Source organism: Novosphingobium sp. KA1 (genome assembly GCF_017309955.1).
Classification (GTDB): Bacteria; Pseudomonadota; Alphaproteobacteria; order Sphingomonadales; family Sphingomonadaceae; genus Novosphingobium.
The window spans coordinates 2,265,758-2,280,460 of sequence record NZ_CP021247.1; the positions used below are offsets into that span (position 1 = coordinate 2,265,758).

The window sequence follows — 14,703 nt, forward strand, 5'->3', positions numbered from 1 at the left end:
ACCGGGATTACCGGTGGAGCGGACGGCCGCGCCACTGGCCCTGAGGCCGCCACTGCCCCCACTGCCCCCACAACCGCTGCGCGCGGCCTTGCGCGCTTCAGCGGCGCCGGTCGCGCTTGCGGCGCGCTTGCGGCCCTCGCCGGGCGATCCGCAAGCGGCAGGAGAGGCGCCGCATCGGCTGGCGCTGCCCGTGCCGGAGGAAATGCCGGCGCCGGGGCCTGCGGTTCTCCCGGCATCGCTGGCCGGGTTGGAACTGCCCGCCCCGCCGGATGCCGCGCGCCGCCTGCCGGTGCCCGGCTTTGGCCTGGCCACGCCGGCGCAGAGTCCGGCCCCGCAGTTTCGGCCCAGCTTGCCCCCGCCCAGCTTACCCCCGCCAGCGCCGTGCAGACGTTCCCCGCAGGCGCGGCGCCGGTCATCACGTACGATGACGAGGTGATCCTCGCGGTCAGGATCGCCACCGCCACGGGCACCAGCGGCGGCGAGGATACGGTGATCGCCTATGGCACGCGCGAGGGGCTCTACCTGCCGCTCGGCGCACTGGCGCGTACGCTCGACCTGCCGATCGCGGTCGGGGACGAGGGGCACTATGCCAATGGCTGGTTCCTTTCCGAAGATCGCCAGCTGACGATCAACTTGCGCGAAGGCACGGCGCAGGCGGACGGCCGGAGCGTGGCGCTGGCCAAAGGCGATGCCCAGGCCTTCGACGGTGAACTCTACCTGCGCGCCGAGCGCATCGGCGACCTGCTGCCGCTGTCGGTGACGCCGAACCTGCGCGACCAGTCGGTGACGATCCGCACCAAGGAGCCGTTTCCCTTCGAACAGCGCCTCACCCGCGAGGCCGAGCGCGAGCGGCTGGACAACGAGCAGGCCTCGGCCATCGCCGCCGAGCACCGTTTCCCGCGCGAGGAGACGCCGTGGTTGCCGATCTCGCTGCCGATGGCGGATATCGAGACGCGGGCGGTGTCCGATACCGCGCTGGGCGAGCGGGTGGAGAGCGACCTCAGGCTGGCGGGCGACCTGGCCTGGATGAGCGCCGAGGTCTTCCTCACCCATTCGACGCGCGACGGGCTGACGGCGGCCCATGTCGAGCTGGGCCGTACCGATCCCGACCGCGAACTGCTGGGGCCGCTTCATGCCAGTGCGTTTGCGCTCGGCGATGTGGCGACGAGTTCGCTGCCGGTCGGGCTGCGCGGGGTCGCCGGGCGCGGGGCCACGCTGACCAATGCCCCGGTCGAGGCGGCATCGGTGTTTGACCGGATCGACCTGCGCGGTGCGCTTCCGGATGGCTACGAGGTGGAGCTCTACCGCAACGGCGTGCTGGCCGGTTCGACACGCCAGGCGATCAACGGGCAGTACCAGTTCCTGCAAGTGCCGGTCGATTACGGGCTGAACCTGTTCCGGCTCGTGTTCTACGGCCCGCAGGGCCAGCGCAGCGAGGAAGTGCGGCGCATCTCGGTGGGCGACGGGCGGCTGTCGAAAGGGCAGCTGGTCTATACCCTCGGCGCGGTGCAGAAGGACGAGAACCTGCTGGGCATCACCGCGCCGCGCTTCATTCCGGGGCTAGACCATGGCCGCTGGCGGGCGAGCGCGCAGCTGGCCTACGGCCTGACCTCGCAGGTGACGGGCGTGGTCGGCGGCGGCTGGTTCGACCGCGATTCGGGCGATCGCTGGCTGGCCAGCGCGGGGCTGCGCACCGGGCTCGGCGGGCTCGCTGCCAAGCTCGATCTGGCGATGCAGGACGGGGCCATGGTACCGGGCGGCAGCGGCAAGGCGGGGCGTGCCATCGAGGCTGGACTGGGGGGGCGGGTGGCGGGCGCCTCGTTCACCCTCACCCACGCCGAATATCGCGGCGACTTCCTCGACGAAGTGCGGGTGTTCGACGGGCAGCCGCTGCGCCGGGTGAGCGAACTCGATGCCAATGCCACGCTGCGGCCGTGGGGCGAGGGCGGGCTGGCGATCCCGCTCCATGCGCGGGCGCGGCGGATCGAATATGGCTCGGGCGAAGTGCAGAGCAGCGCCTCGCTGCGCGGATCGGCGCGGGTGGCCGGGGTGCTGGCGTCGAACGCGCTGGAATTTTCGCGCTACCAGCCCGCCACGAGGGCAGGGGGCGGGCGGCTTGACCAGCTGATCGGCACGTTCGACCTCGCCACGCTCAGCGGATCGCGCACCCAGGTGCGGGCCTCGGCCAGCTACAGCCTGATGCCCGTGGCCCGGCTGGAGGCGGTGTCGCTGGAACTGGACCGTTCGCTCGATGACCGCACGCTGGTGCGCGCGCTGGCGAGCCATGCCTTCCACCAGCGCGATACCCAGCTCGGCCTGTCGGCGGAGCGGCGCTTCCGGCGCTTCACGCTGGCGTTCGACGGGACGTACGGCCTGCGCGGCAAGGTCCACTCGCTGGCCCTGCGGCTTGGCTTCGGGTTCGGGCGCAACCCGCTGACGGAGCGGATCTACCTCGCCCCGCCGGGGCAGGCGCTGGCGGGCGCGGTGGCCCTGCGCGCCTACGAGGACCTCGACGGCAACGGCGCCTACGGTCCGGGCGACAAGGTGCTGCCGCAAGTCGCCTTCGGCTCGGGCACCGGCACGGGCGCGACCGACCGGGACGGCACCGTGCTGCTGACCGGTCTGCCGGCCGGCACGCGGGCCAGCGTGCAGGTCGATCCGACCTCGCTGCCCGATATTGCGCTGGTCCCGGTGACGCGGGGCATCGAACTGGTGCCGCGTCCGGGCCGGGTCCACCGCACCGACTTCGCGGTCGTGGCGATGAGCGAGATCGCCGGCACCGCCTATTTCCGCAGCGCTCCTGGCGGCGATGGCAAGGCGCGCGCGCGCGGGGTCTCGGGGCTGCGCCTGATCCTGCTCGACGGGGCGGGCAAGGCGGCGGGCAGCGCGCGGACCGAGGCGGACGGGTTCTATCTTTTCGAACAGGTCCGCCCCGGTCGCTACCGCCTGGCCATCGATCCCGATCAGGCCGCGCGCCTGAAGATTGCGCTTGTCGCTTCGGCCCAAGGCGATGACGCCCTGATCGAAGTCGGCCCGCAAGGCAGCACCCTGTCGCGTGATCTCTACGTGGGTACGCAGTAGTGCGCTGATTTTTGCAACGATCCGTCCGGATCATTGCGTTTGATCGATCACGCGGGCGCGGGCACAGCAGGGCGCATGTTCCGCGACGTTTCCATCCCCGCACCGATCCGCGCCCGGCTTGCCTGCCATCCTGCCCGTCGGCAGGATCGGCGTTGCACCCGCCCTGCCGATTGCGGCTGCTGAGGAGGTTCGCGCGACGTGACTGCCATGCCATCTGACCGGATTCCCCGTTCCACCGCCGAAATCGTGGCCGCCGCCGCGGCGCGCGGGCTGACGATCCCGCCCGAATGCCTGGAGGGGGTGGCCGCCAATCTCGCGCTGCTGGCGCGCCATGCCGAAACCCTGAGCGGCCCTGAGTCCGGCAGCGTCAAGTGACGGTAACCGCTCTCGAAATCGCCGCTGCCGTGCGCAGCGGGCGGATCACTGCGGGTGAGGTGGTCGAACAAACGCTGGCCGCGCTGCCGCAGCCCTTGGACGATCCGCTGGTGGCGATCACGCGCCTGCTGCCCGAACGCGCGCGCGCCGAAGCGGCGGCGGTCGATGCCTTGGTGGCGGCGGGCAAGGACCCGGGGCCGCTGGCCGGCGTGCCCTACGGCGTCAAGGACCTGTTCGACGTCGCCGGATTGCCGACCACCGCCGGTTCCACCCTCTACGCCGACGCGCCGCCCGCCGCCGCCGATGCCGGAGCCATCGCCCGCCTCAAGGCGGCAGGCGCGGTGCTGGTCGCCACCCTCAACATGGACGAATTCGCCTACGGTTTCGCGACCATCAACGCGCGCCATGGCACGACCCGGAATCCTCACGATCCCTCCCGTCTTGCAGGCGGCTCCTCGGGCGGCTCGGCGGCGGTTGTCGCTGCCGGGCTGCTCCCTTTCTCGCTGGGATCGGACACCAACGGCTCGGTTCGCGTGCCGGCGAGCCTGACCGGCATCTACGGCCTCAAGCCCAGCCACGGCGACCTGCCGCTGGACGGCGTGTTCCCGTTTGCCGAGAGTTTCGACGATACCGGGCCGTTCACCCGCACCGCCGCCGACATGGCGCTGGTGTGGCAGGTGCTCTCCGGCCGCGATGCTACGGCGGGCGAGGCTCCGCTGCGGATCGGCCGCCTTGGCGGGCGGTTCCGCGAGAATGCCGATCCCGACCAGCTGGCCGCCATCGATGCGCTTGCCGCCGATGCGCCGCTGGTCGAACTGCCCGATATTGCCCGCGCCCGTTCGGCCGCTTTCGTGATCACCGCCTTCGAGGGCGGCAACCTCCATCGCAAGGCCCTGTCCGTTTCGGCTATGGCTTTCGATCCCGCAACGCGGGACCGTCTCCTCGCAGGTGCTCTGCTGCCCCGGGCACTCTATGAGGAGGCGGTGCGTTTCCGGGATTCCTTCCGGGCCGAGGTCTACGCATTGATGGCCCAGTTCGACGTGCTGCTGGCTCCGGCGACGCCCTGCGCGGCGCCGCTCATCGCCGATCCGCGTATCGAGGTCGATGGCGCGCTGAGCCCGGCGCGGGCCGACCTTGGCATTCATACCCAGCCAATCAGCTTCACCGGACTGCCCTCGCTGGCGGTTCCGTTGTACCGTCCCGGGCGCCTGCCGCTGGGACTCCAGCTCATCGGTGCGCCCAAGGGGGAGCCGGCGCTGCTGAAACTGGCGGCGCGGCTGGAAGCCGCGGGCGTGGCGGGCGTGACACTACCACCCGGAACGACAACCGGGTCGCAATCAGGGGCATAAGCGTGACGGATACGACAACCACCATGGAGGCACCGCCGGCAGGACCGCCGGGCACGCCGACCGGGCGCCTCGAGCGCTGGTTCACTCTCAGCGAACGCGGCACCAATGCCCGCACCGAAGTGCTGGCGGGGGTCACCACCTTCCTGACCATGGCCTATATCGTGCTGGTCAATCCGGCGATCCTGGGCACCGCCGGAATGCCGGTGGCCTCGGTCGCCGCCGCCACCTGCTTTGCCGCCGCCTTTGCCTCGATCCTGATGGGCCTTGTTGCCAATACCCCGCTGGCGCTGGCGCCGGGCATGGGGCTCAACGCCTATTTCAGCTTCACCGTGGTGCAGCAGATGGGCGTGCCCTGGCCGGTGGCGCTGGGTTGCGTGTTCGTCTCGGGCGTGGCGTTCCTGTTCCTGACGCTCACCGGTGTGCGCCAGCTGATCGTCGCCTCGATCCCGCAGTACCTGTTTGCGGCAGTGGCGGGCGGCATCGGCCTGTTCATCGGTTTTATCGGTTTCAAGGACGCGGGCATCGTTGTCGCCAATCCGGCGACTTTCGTGGCGCTGGGTGACCTCAAGGCCCCCGGCGCCGCGCTGGCGCTGTTCGGCCTCGTCCTGATCGGCGCGCTCAGCGTGTGGAACGTGCGCGGGGCGATGCTGATCGGCATTCTGGCGACCACCGTGGTCGGCTGGCTCTGCGGCATGGTGTCGATGAGCCCCGAGCCCTATTCGCTCGACGCGCTGACCGGCACCGCCTTCAAGCTCGACCTTGCCGGCGTGTTCGGCCTGTCGGGCAGCCATGGCCTCGGCCTGCTGGAAATCCTCTTCGTGTTCCTGTTTGTCGACCTGTTCGACAATATCGGCACGCTCGTCGCCGTCACCAAGCGCGCCGGGCTGATGGACGGCGAAGGCCGCATTCCGCGCCTCAACCGCATCCTCATCACCGATGCCACCGCCACCATCGTCGGCTCGATGGCGGGCACCAGCACCGTCACCAGCTATGTCGAGAGCGCGGCGGGCGTGCAGGCGGGCGGGCGTACCGGGCTTACCGCCGTGGTCACCGGCGTGCTGTTCCTCGCCACCATGTTCGTGGCGCCCTATGCCCAGCTGATCCCGCTGGCGGCGACCGCGCCTGCACTCATCATCGTCGGCGGCTTGATGCTGCTGCCGCTGACCGAAGTGAAGTGGGAAGACCCGCTGGCGGCGATCCCCGCGTTCCTGACGGTGGCGATGATCCCGCTGACCTTCTCGATCGCCAATGGCCTCGCCTTCGGCATCACCGCCCACGCCATTCTCAAGATCGTGCGCGGCACGGTCGTCAAGAAGGACTGGTTCCTGCTGGTGCTGGCCCTGCTGTTTGTCGCCCGCTTCGTCTGGATGGGAGCCGCCTGATGCGCGCCATGACTGTACTTGCCGGGGCCCTTGCGCTTTCGGCCACCCTGTCCGCCTCGGCGCGCGCCGCCGACAAGCTCGATACCGTCCCGCGCACGCTGGTGATGACGGCGTACGAGCCCGAATGGAACGCGCTTGTCCACGCGGTGCAGCAGCCCACCGCCTACCAGCTCAACGGCATGACCTACATGACCGGCGTGCTGGAGGGCAAACCCGTGCTGCTGATGCAGAGCGGCGTGTCGATGGTCAACGCGGCGATGAACACGCAGCTGGTGATCGACCGGTTCGCGGTGAAGCGCATCGTCTTTTCGGGCATCGCCGGGGGCGTTGATCCGGGGCTGTCGATCGGCGACGTGATCGTGGCGGAGAACTGGGGCCAGTACCTCGAAGTCTCCTTTGCGCGCCAGACCGACGGCGGCTGGCTGCCGCCCGAGAAAGTGACCACGGGCGCGCCGGGCAACTGGGAATTCATGTATCCGCGCCCGGTCCGCGTCAGCAATGCCGCGCAAGGGACGCAGCACATGTTCACCTTCGCGATGGACCCGCAGCTGCTGGACCTCGCCCGCAAGGTGGCGCCGACCGTGAAGATGGAGCGCTGCGTGGCCGCCGCGGCCACCCAGCGGGCCGGGTCCGAGCTGTGCCTGCCGCACGATCCCAAGGTCGTTGTCGGCGGCACCGGGGTCAGCGCCGGGGTCTTTGCCGACAATGCGAAGTTCCGCGAATACCTCCATGCCGCCTGGAAGGCCCGCGTGCTCGACATGGAAAGCGCGGCGGTGGCGCAAGTCGCCTATGCCAACCAGGTGCCGACCATCGTTTTCCGCAGCCTGTCGGACCTTGCCGGCGGTGACCGCGAAAAGAACATGGAGGATACCTTCGAACACCTCGCCTCGGTCAATTCCGCGCATGTCGTGCGTGCGTTCCTGACCGCGCTGCCGGACTGAGACGATGACCCTCACCACCGTCACCGGCCGTAACGGCATCGTCACCGCCCCGCACCACCTTGCCGCCGAGGCCGGGCGCTCGGTGCTGATGGACGGCGGCAATGCCGTGGAGGCGACCGTTGCCGTCGCCGCGACGCTGGCGGTGGTCTATCCGCACATGACCGCGATCGGCGGCGACGGGTTCTGGGTGATCCGGGAGCCGGCCAAAGAGGGTGGCGAACGGGTCCATTCGGTCCACGGCTGCGGCGGCGCGGCGGCCAGCGCGGACCTGTCGCTCTACGCCGGGCTGGACGCGGTGCCGACGCGCGGGCCGCTGGCGGCCAATACCGTGGCGGGCACGATCTCGGGCTGGGCGGCGGCGCTGGAGAGCGCAGGCGGCACGTTGCCGCTCGCACGGCTGCTGCGCGATGCGATCCGGTTTGCGGAGGACGGCGTTCCCGTTACCGCAGGCGGCGCGGCCATCGCTTTGGCCAAGGGCGACGAACTGCGCGCGGCACCGGGGGCTTATGCTGCGGTGTTCGAACCGGAAGGGCGCCCGCTCGCCGAGGGCGATGTGCTGCGCAATCCGGCGCTCGCCGGGACCTTGCGCAAGCTGGCAAGCGACGGGCTGGACAGTTTCTATCGCGGCGAGCTTGCGGCCCTGATCGCCGACGACCTTGCCGCGCTCGGCAGCCCGGTTTCCGCGGCGGACCTTGCCGCGCACCGGGCCACGCGGCCAGAGCCGCTTTCGGTGCCGATCCGGGGCGCAAGGCTCTACAACAGCGCGCCGCCGACGCAGGGCTTTGCCTCGCTGGTGATCCTGGCGCTGTTCGACCGGCTCTCTGCCGATACGCCGGACAGCTTTGCGCATGTCCACGCGCTGGTGGAGGCGACCAAGCAGGCCTTCCTGCTGCGCGATGGGCATGTCGGCGATCCGGCTTATACGGACTACGATTTTCAGGGCCTGCTCGACGATGCGGCAGCGCTCGATGAACTGGCGGCGCGGATCGATCCGGCCAAGGCGCTGGCCTGGCCGCAGCCGCCGCAGTGGGGCGATACCTGCTGGTTCGGCGCGGCGGACGGGGAGGGGCGCGTGGTCTCCTCGATCCAGTCGACCTATTTCGAGTTCGGCTCGGGCCTCGTGCTGCCGCAGACCGGGATCGTCTGGCAGAACCGGGGCAGCTCGTTCCGCCTCGCCGAGACGGGCTGGAACGCGCTGAAACCGGGGCGAAAGCCGTTCCACACGCTCAATCCGGCGCTGGCGGTGTTCCAGGACGGCCGGGTCATGGCCTATGGCACCATGGGCGGCGAGGGGCAGCCGCAGACGCAGGCGGCGCTGTTCAGCCGCTATGCGCGCTTCGGCGTGGACCTGCAGGCGGCGATCTCGGCGCCGCGCTGGCTGCTCGGGCGGACCTGGGGCGAGGTTACCACCTCGCTCAAGCTGGAGGACGGGTTCGACGAGGCCCTCTACGCGGCGCTGGCAGACGCCGGGCACGATGTCGAGCGGGTGGGAGCGCTGACGGCGATGATGGGCCATGCCGGCGCCTTGGTGCGTCTGCCCGACGGTTCGTTCGAGGGTGCCACCGACCCGCGCAGCGATGGCGGCGTCGCGGCATGGTAGAGGCCAGCGGCCTGCGCGCCGTCACCCGCTGCCAGGTGCTGGGCGCCGGGCCTTACAGTGAGACCGAACAGGGGCTCTATCGCGGTTATCTCAGCCCCGCCTACCACGCCGCCGTCGATCTGGTCGGGGCCTGGATGGTCGAGGCGGGCATGCGGGTCGACCTTGATCCTGCCGCCAATCTGCGGGGCCGCTACGAAGGCACCGTGCCCGGCGCACCGGCGCTGGTGATCGGCAGCCACCTCGATTCGGTGCGCGACGGCGGCTGCTACGATGGCCCGCTCGGCGTCATGCTTGGCATCGAATGCGTTGCCGCGCTGCACGAGCAGGGCCGCCGCCTGCCGTTTGCCATCGAGGTCTACGGGTTCGGGGACGAGGAAGGCTCGCGGTTTCCCGCCGCCATGCTGACCAGCCGCGCGGTGGCCGGAACGCTCGATGCCGATCTTGACCGGATCGCCGATGCGCAAGGGGTCTCGCTGGACGTGGCGCTCGCCTCGTTCAGGACCGACTACGACGTGGTGACGGCCAATACGCCGACCGACCGCCTCTCGGTGCAGGCCTACCGCAGCGCCCGCCGCGCGCCGGAAGACATCGTCGCCTATCTCGAGGCCCATATCGAGCAGGGCCCGGTGCTGGAGGCGGAAGGCCTCGCGCTCGGCACCGTCACCGGCATCGCCGCGCAATTGCGCTATGCCGCCACGGTGCGCGGCATGGCCGGGCACGCGGGCACAAGCTCGATGCCGCTGCGCCGCGATGCGCTGGCGGGGAGCGCGGAAATGGTGCTCGCCATCGAGGAGATCGCGCGTGAGGCCGCATCGGACCTCGTCGCCACCGTCGGCAAGCTGGAGGTCCTGCCGGGCGCCGCCAACGTGATCCCCGGCGAGGTGCGCTTCACCATCGACGTGCGCTCGGGCGATGCGGGGCGGCGCGACCGTGCGGCGCAGGCCATCCTCGCGCGGCTGGAGCAGGTCGCCTCGAGGCGCGGCCTCGTGCTCGATCTGGCGCTGGTCCACGACTTGCCCGCCAGCCCTTGCGACGCCGCGCTGATGGACCTGATGGACGCTGCCATGGCCGGGGCCGGTCAGCCGCTGCGCCGTCTCGTCTCGGGCGCCGGGCACGATGCCATGGTGATGGCCGCGCTCTGCCCCACCGCGATGCTGTTCATCCGCTGCCGGGACGGCGTCAGTCACAACCCCGCCGAGCATGTCGAACCCGCCGATGCCGAGGCGGCGCTGCGGGTCATGCTGGGCTTTATCGACAAACTGGGAGACCGCCGTGCCGACCGACCTTGATCCGCTGCTGTTCGGCGAGATCGACCCGCCCCAGCGCCTGCTCATGGGCCCCGGCCCGATCAATGCGCACCCCCGCGTGCTGCGGGCGATGAGCGCGGACCTGCTGGGCCAGTTCGACCCGGAAATGACCGGCTACATGAACCAGGTCATGGCGCTCTACCGCCCGATCTTCGGCACGCGGAACCAGTGGACCATGCTGGTCGACGGCACCGCGCGCGCGGGCATCGAGGCGGCGCTGGTCTCGATGGTGGCGCCGGGCGACGTCGTGCTGGTGGTCAACTTCGGCCGCTTCGGCCTGCTGCTGACCGAGATCCTCACCCGCATCGGCGCGGTGATCGAGACGGTCGACGCGCCCTGGGGCGAGGTCGTGCCGCTGGAACGCGTGGCCGAGGCGATTGCCCGCTGCCACCCCAAGATCGTCGCCACCATCCATGGCGATACCTCCACCACCATGGCGCAGCCGCTCGACGGCTTCGGAGAGCTTTGCCGTGAGGCCGGCGCGCTCAGCTATGTCGATGCCACCGCGACGATCGGCGGCATGGAACTGGCGGCGGACCGCTGGGGCGTCGACGTCGTCACCGGCGGCTTGCAGAAGTGCCTCGGCGGGCCGTCCGGCTCGGCGCCGATCACCATCTCGGACCAGGCGGCCGAGCACATCGGCCGCCGCCGCCATGTCGAGCAGGGCATCCGCCGCGACGACATCGTCGACGGGCAGGGGCCGCGCATCCGCTCCAACTATTTCGACCTCGCGATGGTCATGGACTACTGGTCGGACAAGCGCCTCAACCACCATACCGAGGCGACCTCGATGCTCTATGCCGCGCGCGAATGCGCGCGGATCGCGCTGGGCGAAGGGCTGGAGGCGCGTTACGCCCGCCATGCCGCCGCGGGCCGGGCGATGGCGGCGGGCCTGCGCGCCATGGGCCTCACGGTCTTTGGCGACGATGCCCACCGCATGACCAATGTCACCGGCGTCTTCATCCCGGGGGGCGTCGACGGCGAGGCGGTGCGCAAGGCCATGCGCGAGCAGTTCGAGATCGAGATCGGCACCGCCTTCGGCCCGCTCCAGGGGCGGATCTGGCGGATCGGCGCGATGGGCTACAACGCCATGAAGCACAAGGTGCTGCTGACGCTGGCGGCGCTGGAAGCGTGCCTGCGGATGGAGGGCTTCGCGCTGCCGCTCGGCGATGCGGTCCCGGCGGCGCTGGAGGCCTGGGGCGAATGACCCGCGATCTTGTCGGTTATGGCCGCACCCCGCCCGATCCGCAGTGGCCGAACGGGGCGCGCGTGGCAGTGCAGTTTGTCATCAACTATGAGGAAGGCGCCGAAAACTCCGTCCTCAACGGCGACGAGCGCTCCGAGGCCTTCCTCAGCGAGATGGTCGGCGCCGCCAGCCATGCGGGCCGGGCGATGGCGATGGAAAGCCTCTACGAATACGGCAGCCGCGCCGGGTTCTGGCGGCTCCACCGGATCTTTACCGAGCGGGGCCTGCCGGTGACGGTGTTCGGCGTGGCCAAGGCCATGGCAATGAACCCCGAAGCGGTCGCCGCCATGCGGGAGGCCGACTGGGAGATCGCCAGCCACGGGCTGCGCTGGATCGACTACCAGTACGTTTCCGAGGAGGTCGAACGCGCCCATATCGCCGAGGCCATCGCGCTCCACGAAAGCCTCACCGGCAGCCGCCCGCTCGGCTGGTATCAGGGGCGCACCTCGCCCAATACGGCGCGGCTGGTCGCCGAGGAGGGGGGCTTCCTCTACGATGCCGACAGCTATGCCGACGACCTGCCCTACTGGGACCGCCGCCACGGAAGACCGCAGCTGATCGTGCCCTATACGCTCGACGTCAACGACATGAAGATCGTCGCGCTCAACGGTTTTACCGAGGGCGAGCAGTTCTTTCGCCACATGCGCGATACGTTCGACCAGCTCTGCGAGGAAGGCGGACGGATGATGAGTGTGGGCCTCCATGGCCGCATCGCCGGCAAGCCCGGCCGCGCCCGCGCGCTTGCCCGTTTCCTCGACCACGTCACCGCCCGTGGTGACGCCTGGATCGCCCGCCGCATCGACATCGCCCGCCACTGGATGGAGGTCCACCCCGCATGACTATCGACGATCCCGACCTTCTCGCCGAAGTGACCGCAGCTTTCCAGGAATACGAGCGCGCGTTGATGGAGGACGATATTCCGGCGATGGACGCGCTGTTCCACGATGCGCCGACCACCAACCGCTACGGCGTGGGCGAAGTGCTTTACGGCATCGAGGAGATCCGCGAATTCCGCAAGGGCCGCGGCGGTTCCCCGCAGCGCAAGCTCGGCCGCGTCGCGATCACGGTCTATGGCGACCGCTTCGCCACCGCCGATGCCGAGTTCTTCCGCGAGAACAGCGAGCGGCGCGGCCGCCAGACGCAGAGCTGGGTCAAGTTCGCCGATGGCTGGAAAGTGGTCTCCGCCCACGTCAGCCTTGAAGGGAACACCCATTAATGACGGCGCTCTTCGAGCATAGCCCCTGGGTTGAGGAACGCGCCGATGCGCGGCCCTCCTCGGGGGACCGGCTCGCCGACCTGCTGGCGGTGCTGCACGAGGCAAGCGGCGAGGAGCAGCTGGCGCTGATCCGCGCGCACCCGGAACTCGCCGGCAAGGCGGCGATCGACCGGACGCTGACCGAGGCCAGCGCCGCCGAGCAGGCCAGCGCCGGGCTCGACCGGCTGACGCCTCACGAATACGAACGCTTCCACGCGCTGAACGCCGCCTATCGCGACCGTTTTGGCTTCCCCTTCATCATCTGCGTGCGCCTGACCGACAAGGCGGGTATTCTGGCGGCCATGGAACGTCGGCTCGAAAACGGGCGCGATGCGGAAGTGGCCACGGCGCTGGAGCAGATCGGCGAGATCGTTCGCCTGCGGCTTGAGGACATGGCATGACTTCCACCGGCGCCATTGGCCTGCCCGCGCTCGAGGCGCAGCTTGCGCGCGAGCTCGATCTGATCGGTTTTGTCCGCCCGGAATGGGTGCGCCCGCGTGAGTATGAAGGCGAGCGCGTGCTCGACGTGGCCGTGATCGGCGGCGGCCAGTGCGGGCTTTCCACCGCCTTCGGCCTGCGCCGCGAGGGCGTGGCGAACGTCATGGTCTTCGACGAGAACGCGGCCGGGTTCGAAGGCCCCTGGGAGACTTATGCGCGCATGGTGACGCTGCGCACGCCCAAGCATCTCAATCCCATCGATTTCGGCATTCCCTCGCTCACCTACCGCGCCTGGTGGGAGGCGCAGCACGGCGCTGCCGGTTGGGAGGCGGTGGACAAGATCGCGCGCGGCGACTGGATGGACTATCTGCGCTGGTATCGCGCGGTGCTGGACCTGCCGGTCGAGAACGGCGCGAAGCTCACGCGGATCGAACCGCTGCCGCAGCAGGGCCTGCACCGTCTGCACTTCGCCGGCGGCTTGGTGGAACATGCCCGCAAGGTGGTGCTCGCCACCGGCATCCAGGGCGGCGGCGAGTGGCACACGCCCGCGATGGTGCGCGACAACCTGCCCAAGGCGCTCTGGGCCCATACCAGCGAGCCGATCGACTTCGGTGCGCTCCACGGCAGGCGCATCGGCATCCTCGGCGGCGGTGCCTCGGCCTTCGACAATGCCCAGCACGCGCTGTCGCAGGGCGTCGCGGCGGCCGAAGTCTTCATCCGCCGCAAGCAGCTGCCGCGCGTCAACCCGATCCGTTTCATGGAGCGGGTGGGCTTTACCGCGCGTTACCCCGCGCTCGACGACGTCACCAAATATGCGGCGATGGACTGTTTCCTCGGCCACAACCAGCCGCCGACCAACGACACGTTCGAGCGTGCGGCGGCATGGCCGGGTTTCCATCTGCACCTCGGCGCGCCCTGGCTCGACGTGGCCGAGCACGAAGGGCGGGTCAGGGTGACCTCGCCGCAGGGGTTCCACGAGTTCGACTTCGTGGTGATCTCCACCGGCCTCGTCAGCGATCCCGGCCTGCGTCCCGAACTGGGCGCGGTCGCGGACTCGATCCTGCGCTGGGGCGAGCGGGTGACGCCCGCCGGTCCGCGCAACATGCTGATCGATGCGCATCCCTATCTCGGCGAGGCGTTCGAGTTCCTGCCGCGGCCCGGCGCCGACGGCGCACCGCTGCACGGGCTGTTTGCGTTCAACTATTCGGCCTTGGTGAGCCTGGGGCTTTCGGCCTCGGCGCTGTCGGGGCTGCACAATGCCCTGCCGCGCCTGCTGCGGGGCGTGGCCGACCAGCTTTTCCTCGACGACCGTGACGAACTGGTGCGCGATTTCATGGCTTACGACGAGCATGAGTTCCTCGGCGCCTGGCCCAGGGCGGGTGCCGCATGAGCAGCCTTTCCACCCTGTCCACCCACGTCCTCGACACCGCCCACGGCTGCCCGGCCGCGGGCGTGGCGCTCGAACTGGCCGACGCTGCCGGCACGGTGCTGTTCACCGGCACCACCAATGCCGATGGTCGCTGCCCCGGCCTTCCCGCGCTCGCGCCGGGGACTTATGCCCTGACCTTTGCCGTGGCCGACTACTTCCGGGCAAAGGGCACCGAACTGCCGCAGCCGCCGTTCATCGACCGGGTGCCGATCCATTTCGGCATTGCTGATGCGGACGGCCATTACCACGTGCCGCTGCTGGTCTCGCCCTTCGGCTATTCGACCTACCGGGGCAGCTGAC

At 69.9% G+C, this 14,703-nt stretch carries 13 protein-coding genes; all 13 read left to right on the forward strand.

Annotated elements, in window-relative coordinates; all coding sequences use genetic code 11:
* Positions 1-381 precede the first annotated feature (381 nt).
* On the forward strand, positions 382-3,081 hold the full coding sequence (locus tag CA833_RS11010) for a hypothetical protein (RefSeq protein WP_207078049.1): 2,700 nt from the start codon (positions 382-384) through the stop codon (positions 3,079-3,081).
* A gap of 207 nt (positions 3,082-3,288) precedes the next feature.
* On the forward strand, positions 3,289-3,456 hold the full coding sequence (locus CA833_RS11015) for an AtzG-like protein (protein WP_142637865.1): 168 nt from the start codon (positions 3,289-3,291) through the stop codon (positions 3,454-3,456).
* Positions 3,453-4,805 carry an AtzE family amidohydrolase gene (locus tag CA833_RS11020; RefSeq protein WP_207078050.1) on the forward strand — a complete coding sequence of 451 codons (1,353 nt, stop codon included), beginning with the start codon at positions 3,453-3,455 and terminating at the stop codon, positions 4,803-4,805. Before CA833_RS11015 ends, CA833_RS11020 begins: the two co-directional genes overlap by 4 nt.
* Before the next feature lie 23 nt (positions 4,806-4,828).
* Positions 4,829-6,187 (forward strand): NCS2 family permease, encoded by a 1,359-nt coding sequence (locus CA833_RS11025; protein ID WP_207080058.1) that lies wholly within the window; start codon positions 4,829-4,831, stop codon positions 6,185-6,187.
* A complete protein-coding gene (locus tag CA833_RS11030; RefSeq protein ID WP_207078051.1) occupies positions 6,187-7,128 on the forward strand; it encodes a 5'-methylthioadenosine/S-adenosylhomocysteine nucleosidase in 942 nt (313 codons plus the stop codon). The genes CA833_RS11025 and CA833_RS11030 overlap by 1 nt, the downstream gene beginning before the upstream one ends.
* A 4-nt stretch (positions 7,129-7,132) precedes the next feature.
* Positions 7,133-8,728: a gamma-glutamyltransferase family protein gene (locus CA833_RS11035; protein WP_207078052.1), complete on the forward strand. Its 1,596-nt coding sequence runs from the start codon at positions 7,133-7,135 to the stop codon at positions 8,726-8,728.
* The gene (locus CA833_RS11040; RefSeq protein WP_207078053.1) at positions 8,722-10,017 is read left to right on the forward strand and encodes an allantoate amidohydrolase; all 1,296 of its coding nucleotides are present in this window, start codon (positions 8,722-8,724) and stop codon (positions 10,015-10,017) included. Before CA833_RS11035 ends, CA833_RS11040 begins: the two co-directional genes overlap by 7 nt.
* 43 nt (positions 10,018-10,060) lie before the next feature.
* A complete protein-coding gene (locus tag CA833_RS11045) occupies positions 10,061-11,242 on the forward strand; it encodes an alanine--glyoxylate aminotransferase family protein (RefSeq protein ID WP_185928774.1) in 1,182 nt (393 codons plus the stop codon).
* A complete protein-coding gene (gene puuE / locus CA833_RS11050) occupies positions 11,239-12,120 on the forward strand; it encodes an allantoinase PuuE (protein WP_207078054.1) in 882 nt (293 codons plus the stop codon). Before CA833_RS11045 ends, puuE begins: the two co-directional genes overlap by 4 nt.
* Positions 12,117-12,497 carry an oxalurate catabolism protein HpxZ gene (gene hpxZ / locus CA833_RS11055; protein WP_142635321.1) on the forward strand — a complete coding sequence of 127 codons (381 nt, stop codon included), beginning with the start codon at positions 12,117-12,119 and terminating at the stop codon, positions 12,495-12,497. Before puuE ends, hpxZ begins: the two co-directional genes overlap by 4 nt.
* A complete protein-coding gene (uraD, locus tag CA833_RS11060) occupies positions 12,497-12,937 on the forward strand; it encodes a 2-oxo-4-hydroxy-4-carboxy-5-ureidoimidazoline decarboxylase (RefSeq protein WP_207078055.1) in 441 nt (146 codons plus the stop codon). The genes hpxZ and uraD overlap by 1 nt, the downstream gene beginning before the upstream one ends.
* Entirely contained in the window at positions 12,934-14,364 is a 1,431-nt protein-coding gene (locus CA833_RS11065; protein ID WP_207078056.1) for an FAD-dependent oxidoreductase, read from the forward strand. The genes uraD and CA833_RS11065 overlap by 4 nt, the downstream gene beginning before the upstream one ends.
* Positions 14,361-14,702: a hydroxyisourate hydrolase gene (gene uraH, locus CA833_RS11070; RefSeq protein WP_207078057.1), complete on the forward strand. Its 342-nt coding sequence runs from the start codon at positions 14,361-14,363 to the stop codon at positions 14,700-14,702. The genes CA833_RS11065 and uraH overlap by 4 nt, the downstream gene beginning before the upstream one ends.
* The last annotated feature ends 1 nt before the right edge of the window (position 14,703 follow it).

Excerpts from the sequence above, each read along its gene's own strand:
- CA833_RS11015 (WP_142637865.1), top strand. The coding sequence starts at position 3,289 with ATGCCATCTGACCGGATTCCCCGTTCCACCGCCGAAATCGTGGCCGCC.
- CA833_RS11025 (WP_207080058.1), top strand. The coding sequence starts at position 4,829 with ATGGAGGCACCGCCGGCAGGACCGCCGGGCACGCCGACCGGGCGCCTC.
- CA833_RS11030 (WP_207078051.1), top strand. The coding sequence starts at position 6,187 with ATGCGCGCCATGACTGTACTTGCCGGGGCCCTTGCGCTTTCGGCCACC.
- CA833_RS11035 (WP_207078052.1), top strand. The coding sequence starts at position 7,133 with ATGACCCTCACCACCGTCACCGGCCGTAACGGCATCGTCACCGCCCCG.
- CA833_RS11040 (WP_207078053.1), top strand. The coding sequence starts at position 8,722 with ATGGTAGAGGCCAGCGGCCTGCGCGCCGTCACCCGCTGCCAGGTGCTG.
- CA833_RS11045 (WP_185928774.1), top strand. The coding sequence starts at position 10,061 with ATGGGCCCCGGCCCGATCAATGCGCACCCCCGCGTGCTGCGGGCGATG.
- puuE (WP_207078054.1), top strand. The coding sequence starts at position 11,239 with ATGACCCGCGATCTTGTCGGTTATGGCCGCACCCCGCCCGATCCGCAG.
- hpxZ (WP_142635321.1), top strand. The coding sequence starts at position 12,117 with ATGACTATCGACGATCCCGACCTTCTCGCCGAAGTGACCGCAGCTTTC.
- uraD (WP_207078055.1), top strand. The coding sequence starts at position 12,497 with ATGACGGCGCTCTTCGAGCATAGCCCCTGGGTTGAGGAACGCGCCGAT.
- CA833_RS11065 (WP_207078056.1), top strand. The coding sequence starts at position 12,934 with ATGACTTCCACCGGCGCCATTGGCCTGCCCGCGCTCGAGGCGCAGCTT.
- uraH (WP_207078057.1), top strand. The coding sequence starts at position 14,361 with ATGAGCAGCCTTTCCACCCTGTCCACCCACGTCCTCGACACCGCCCAC.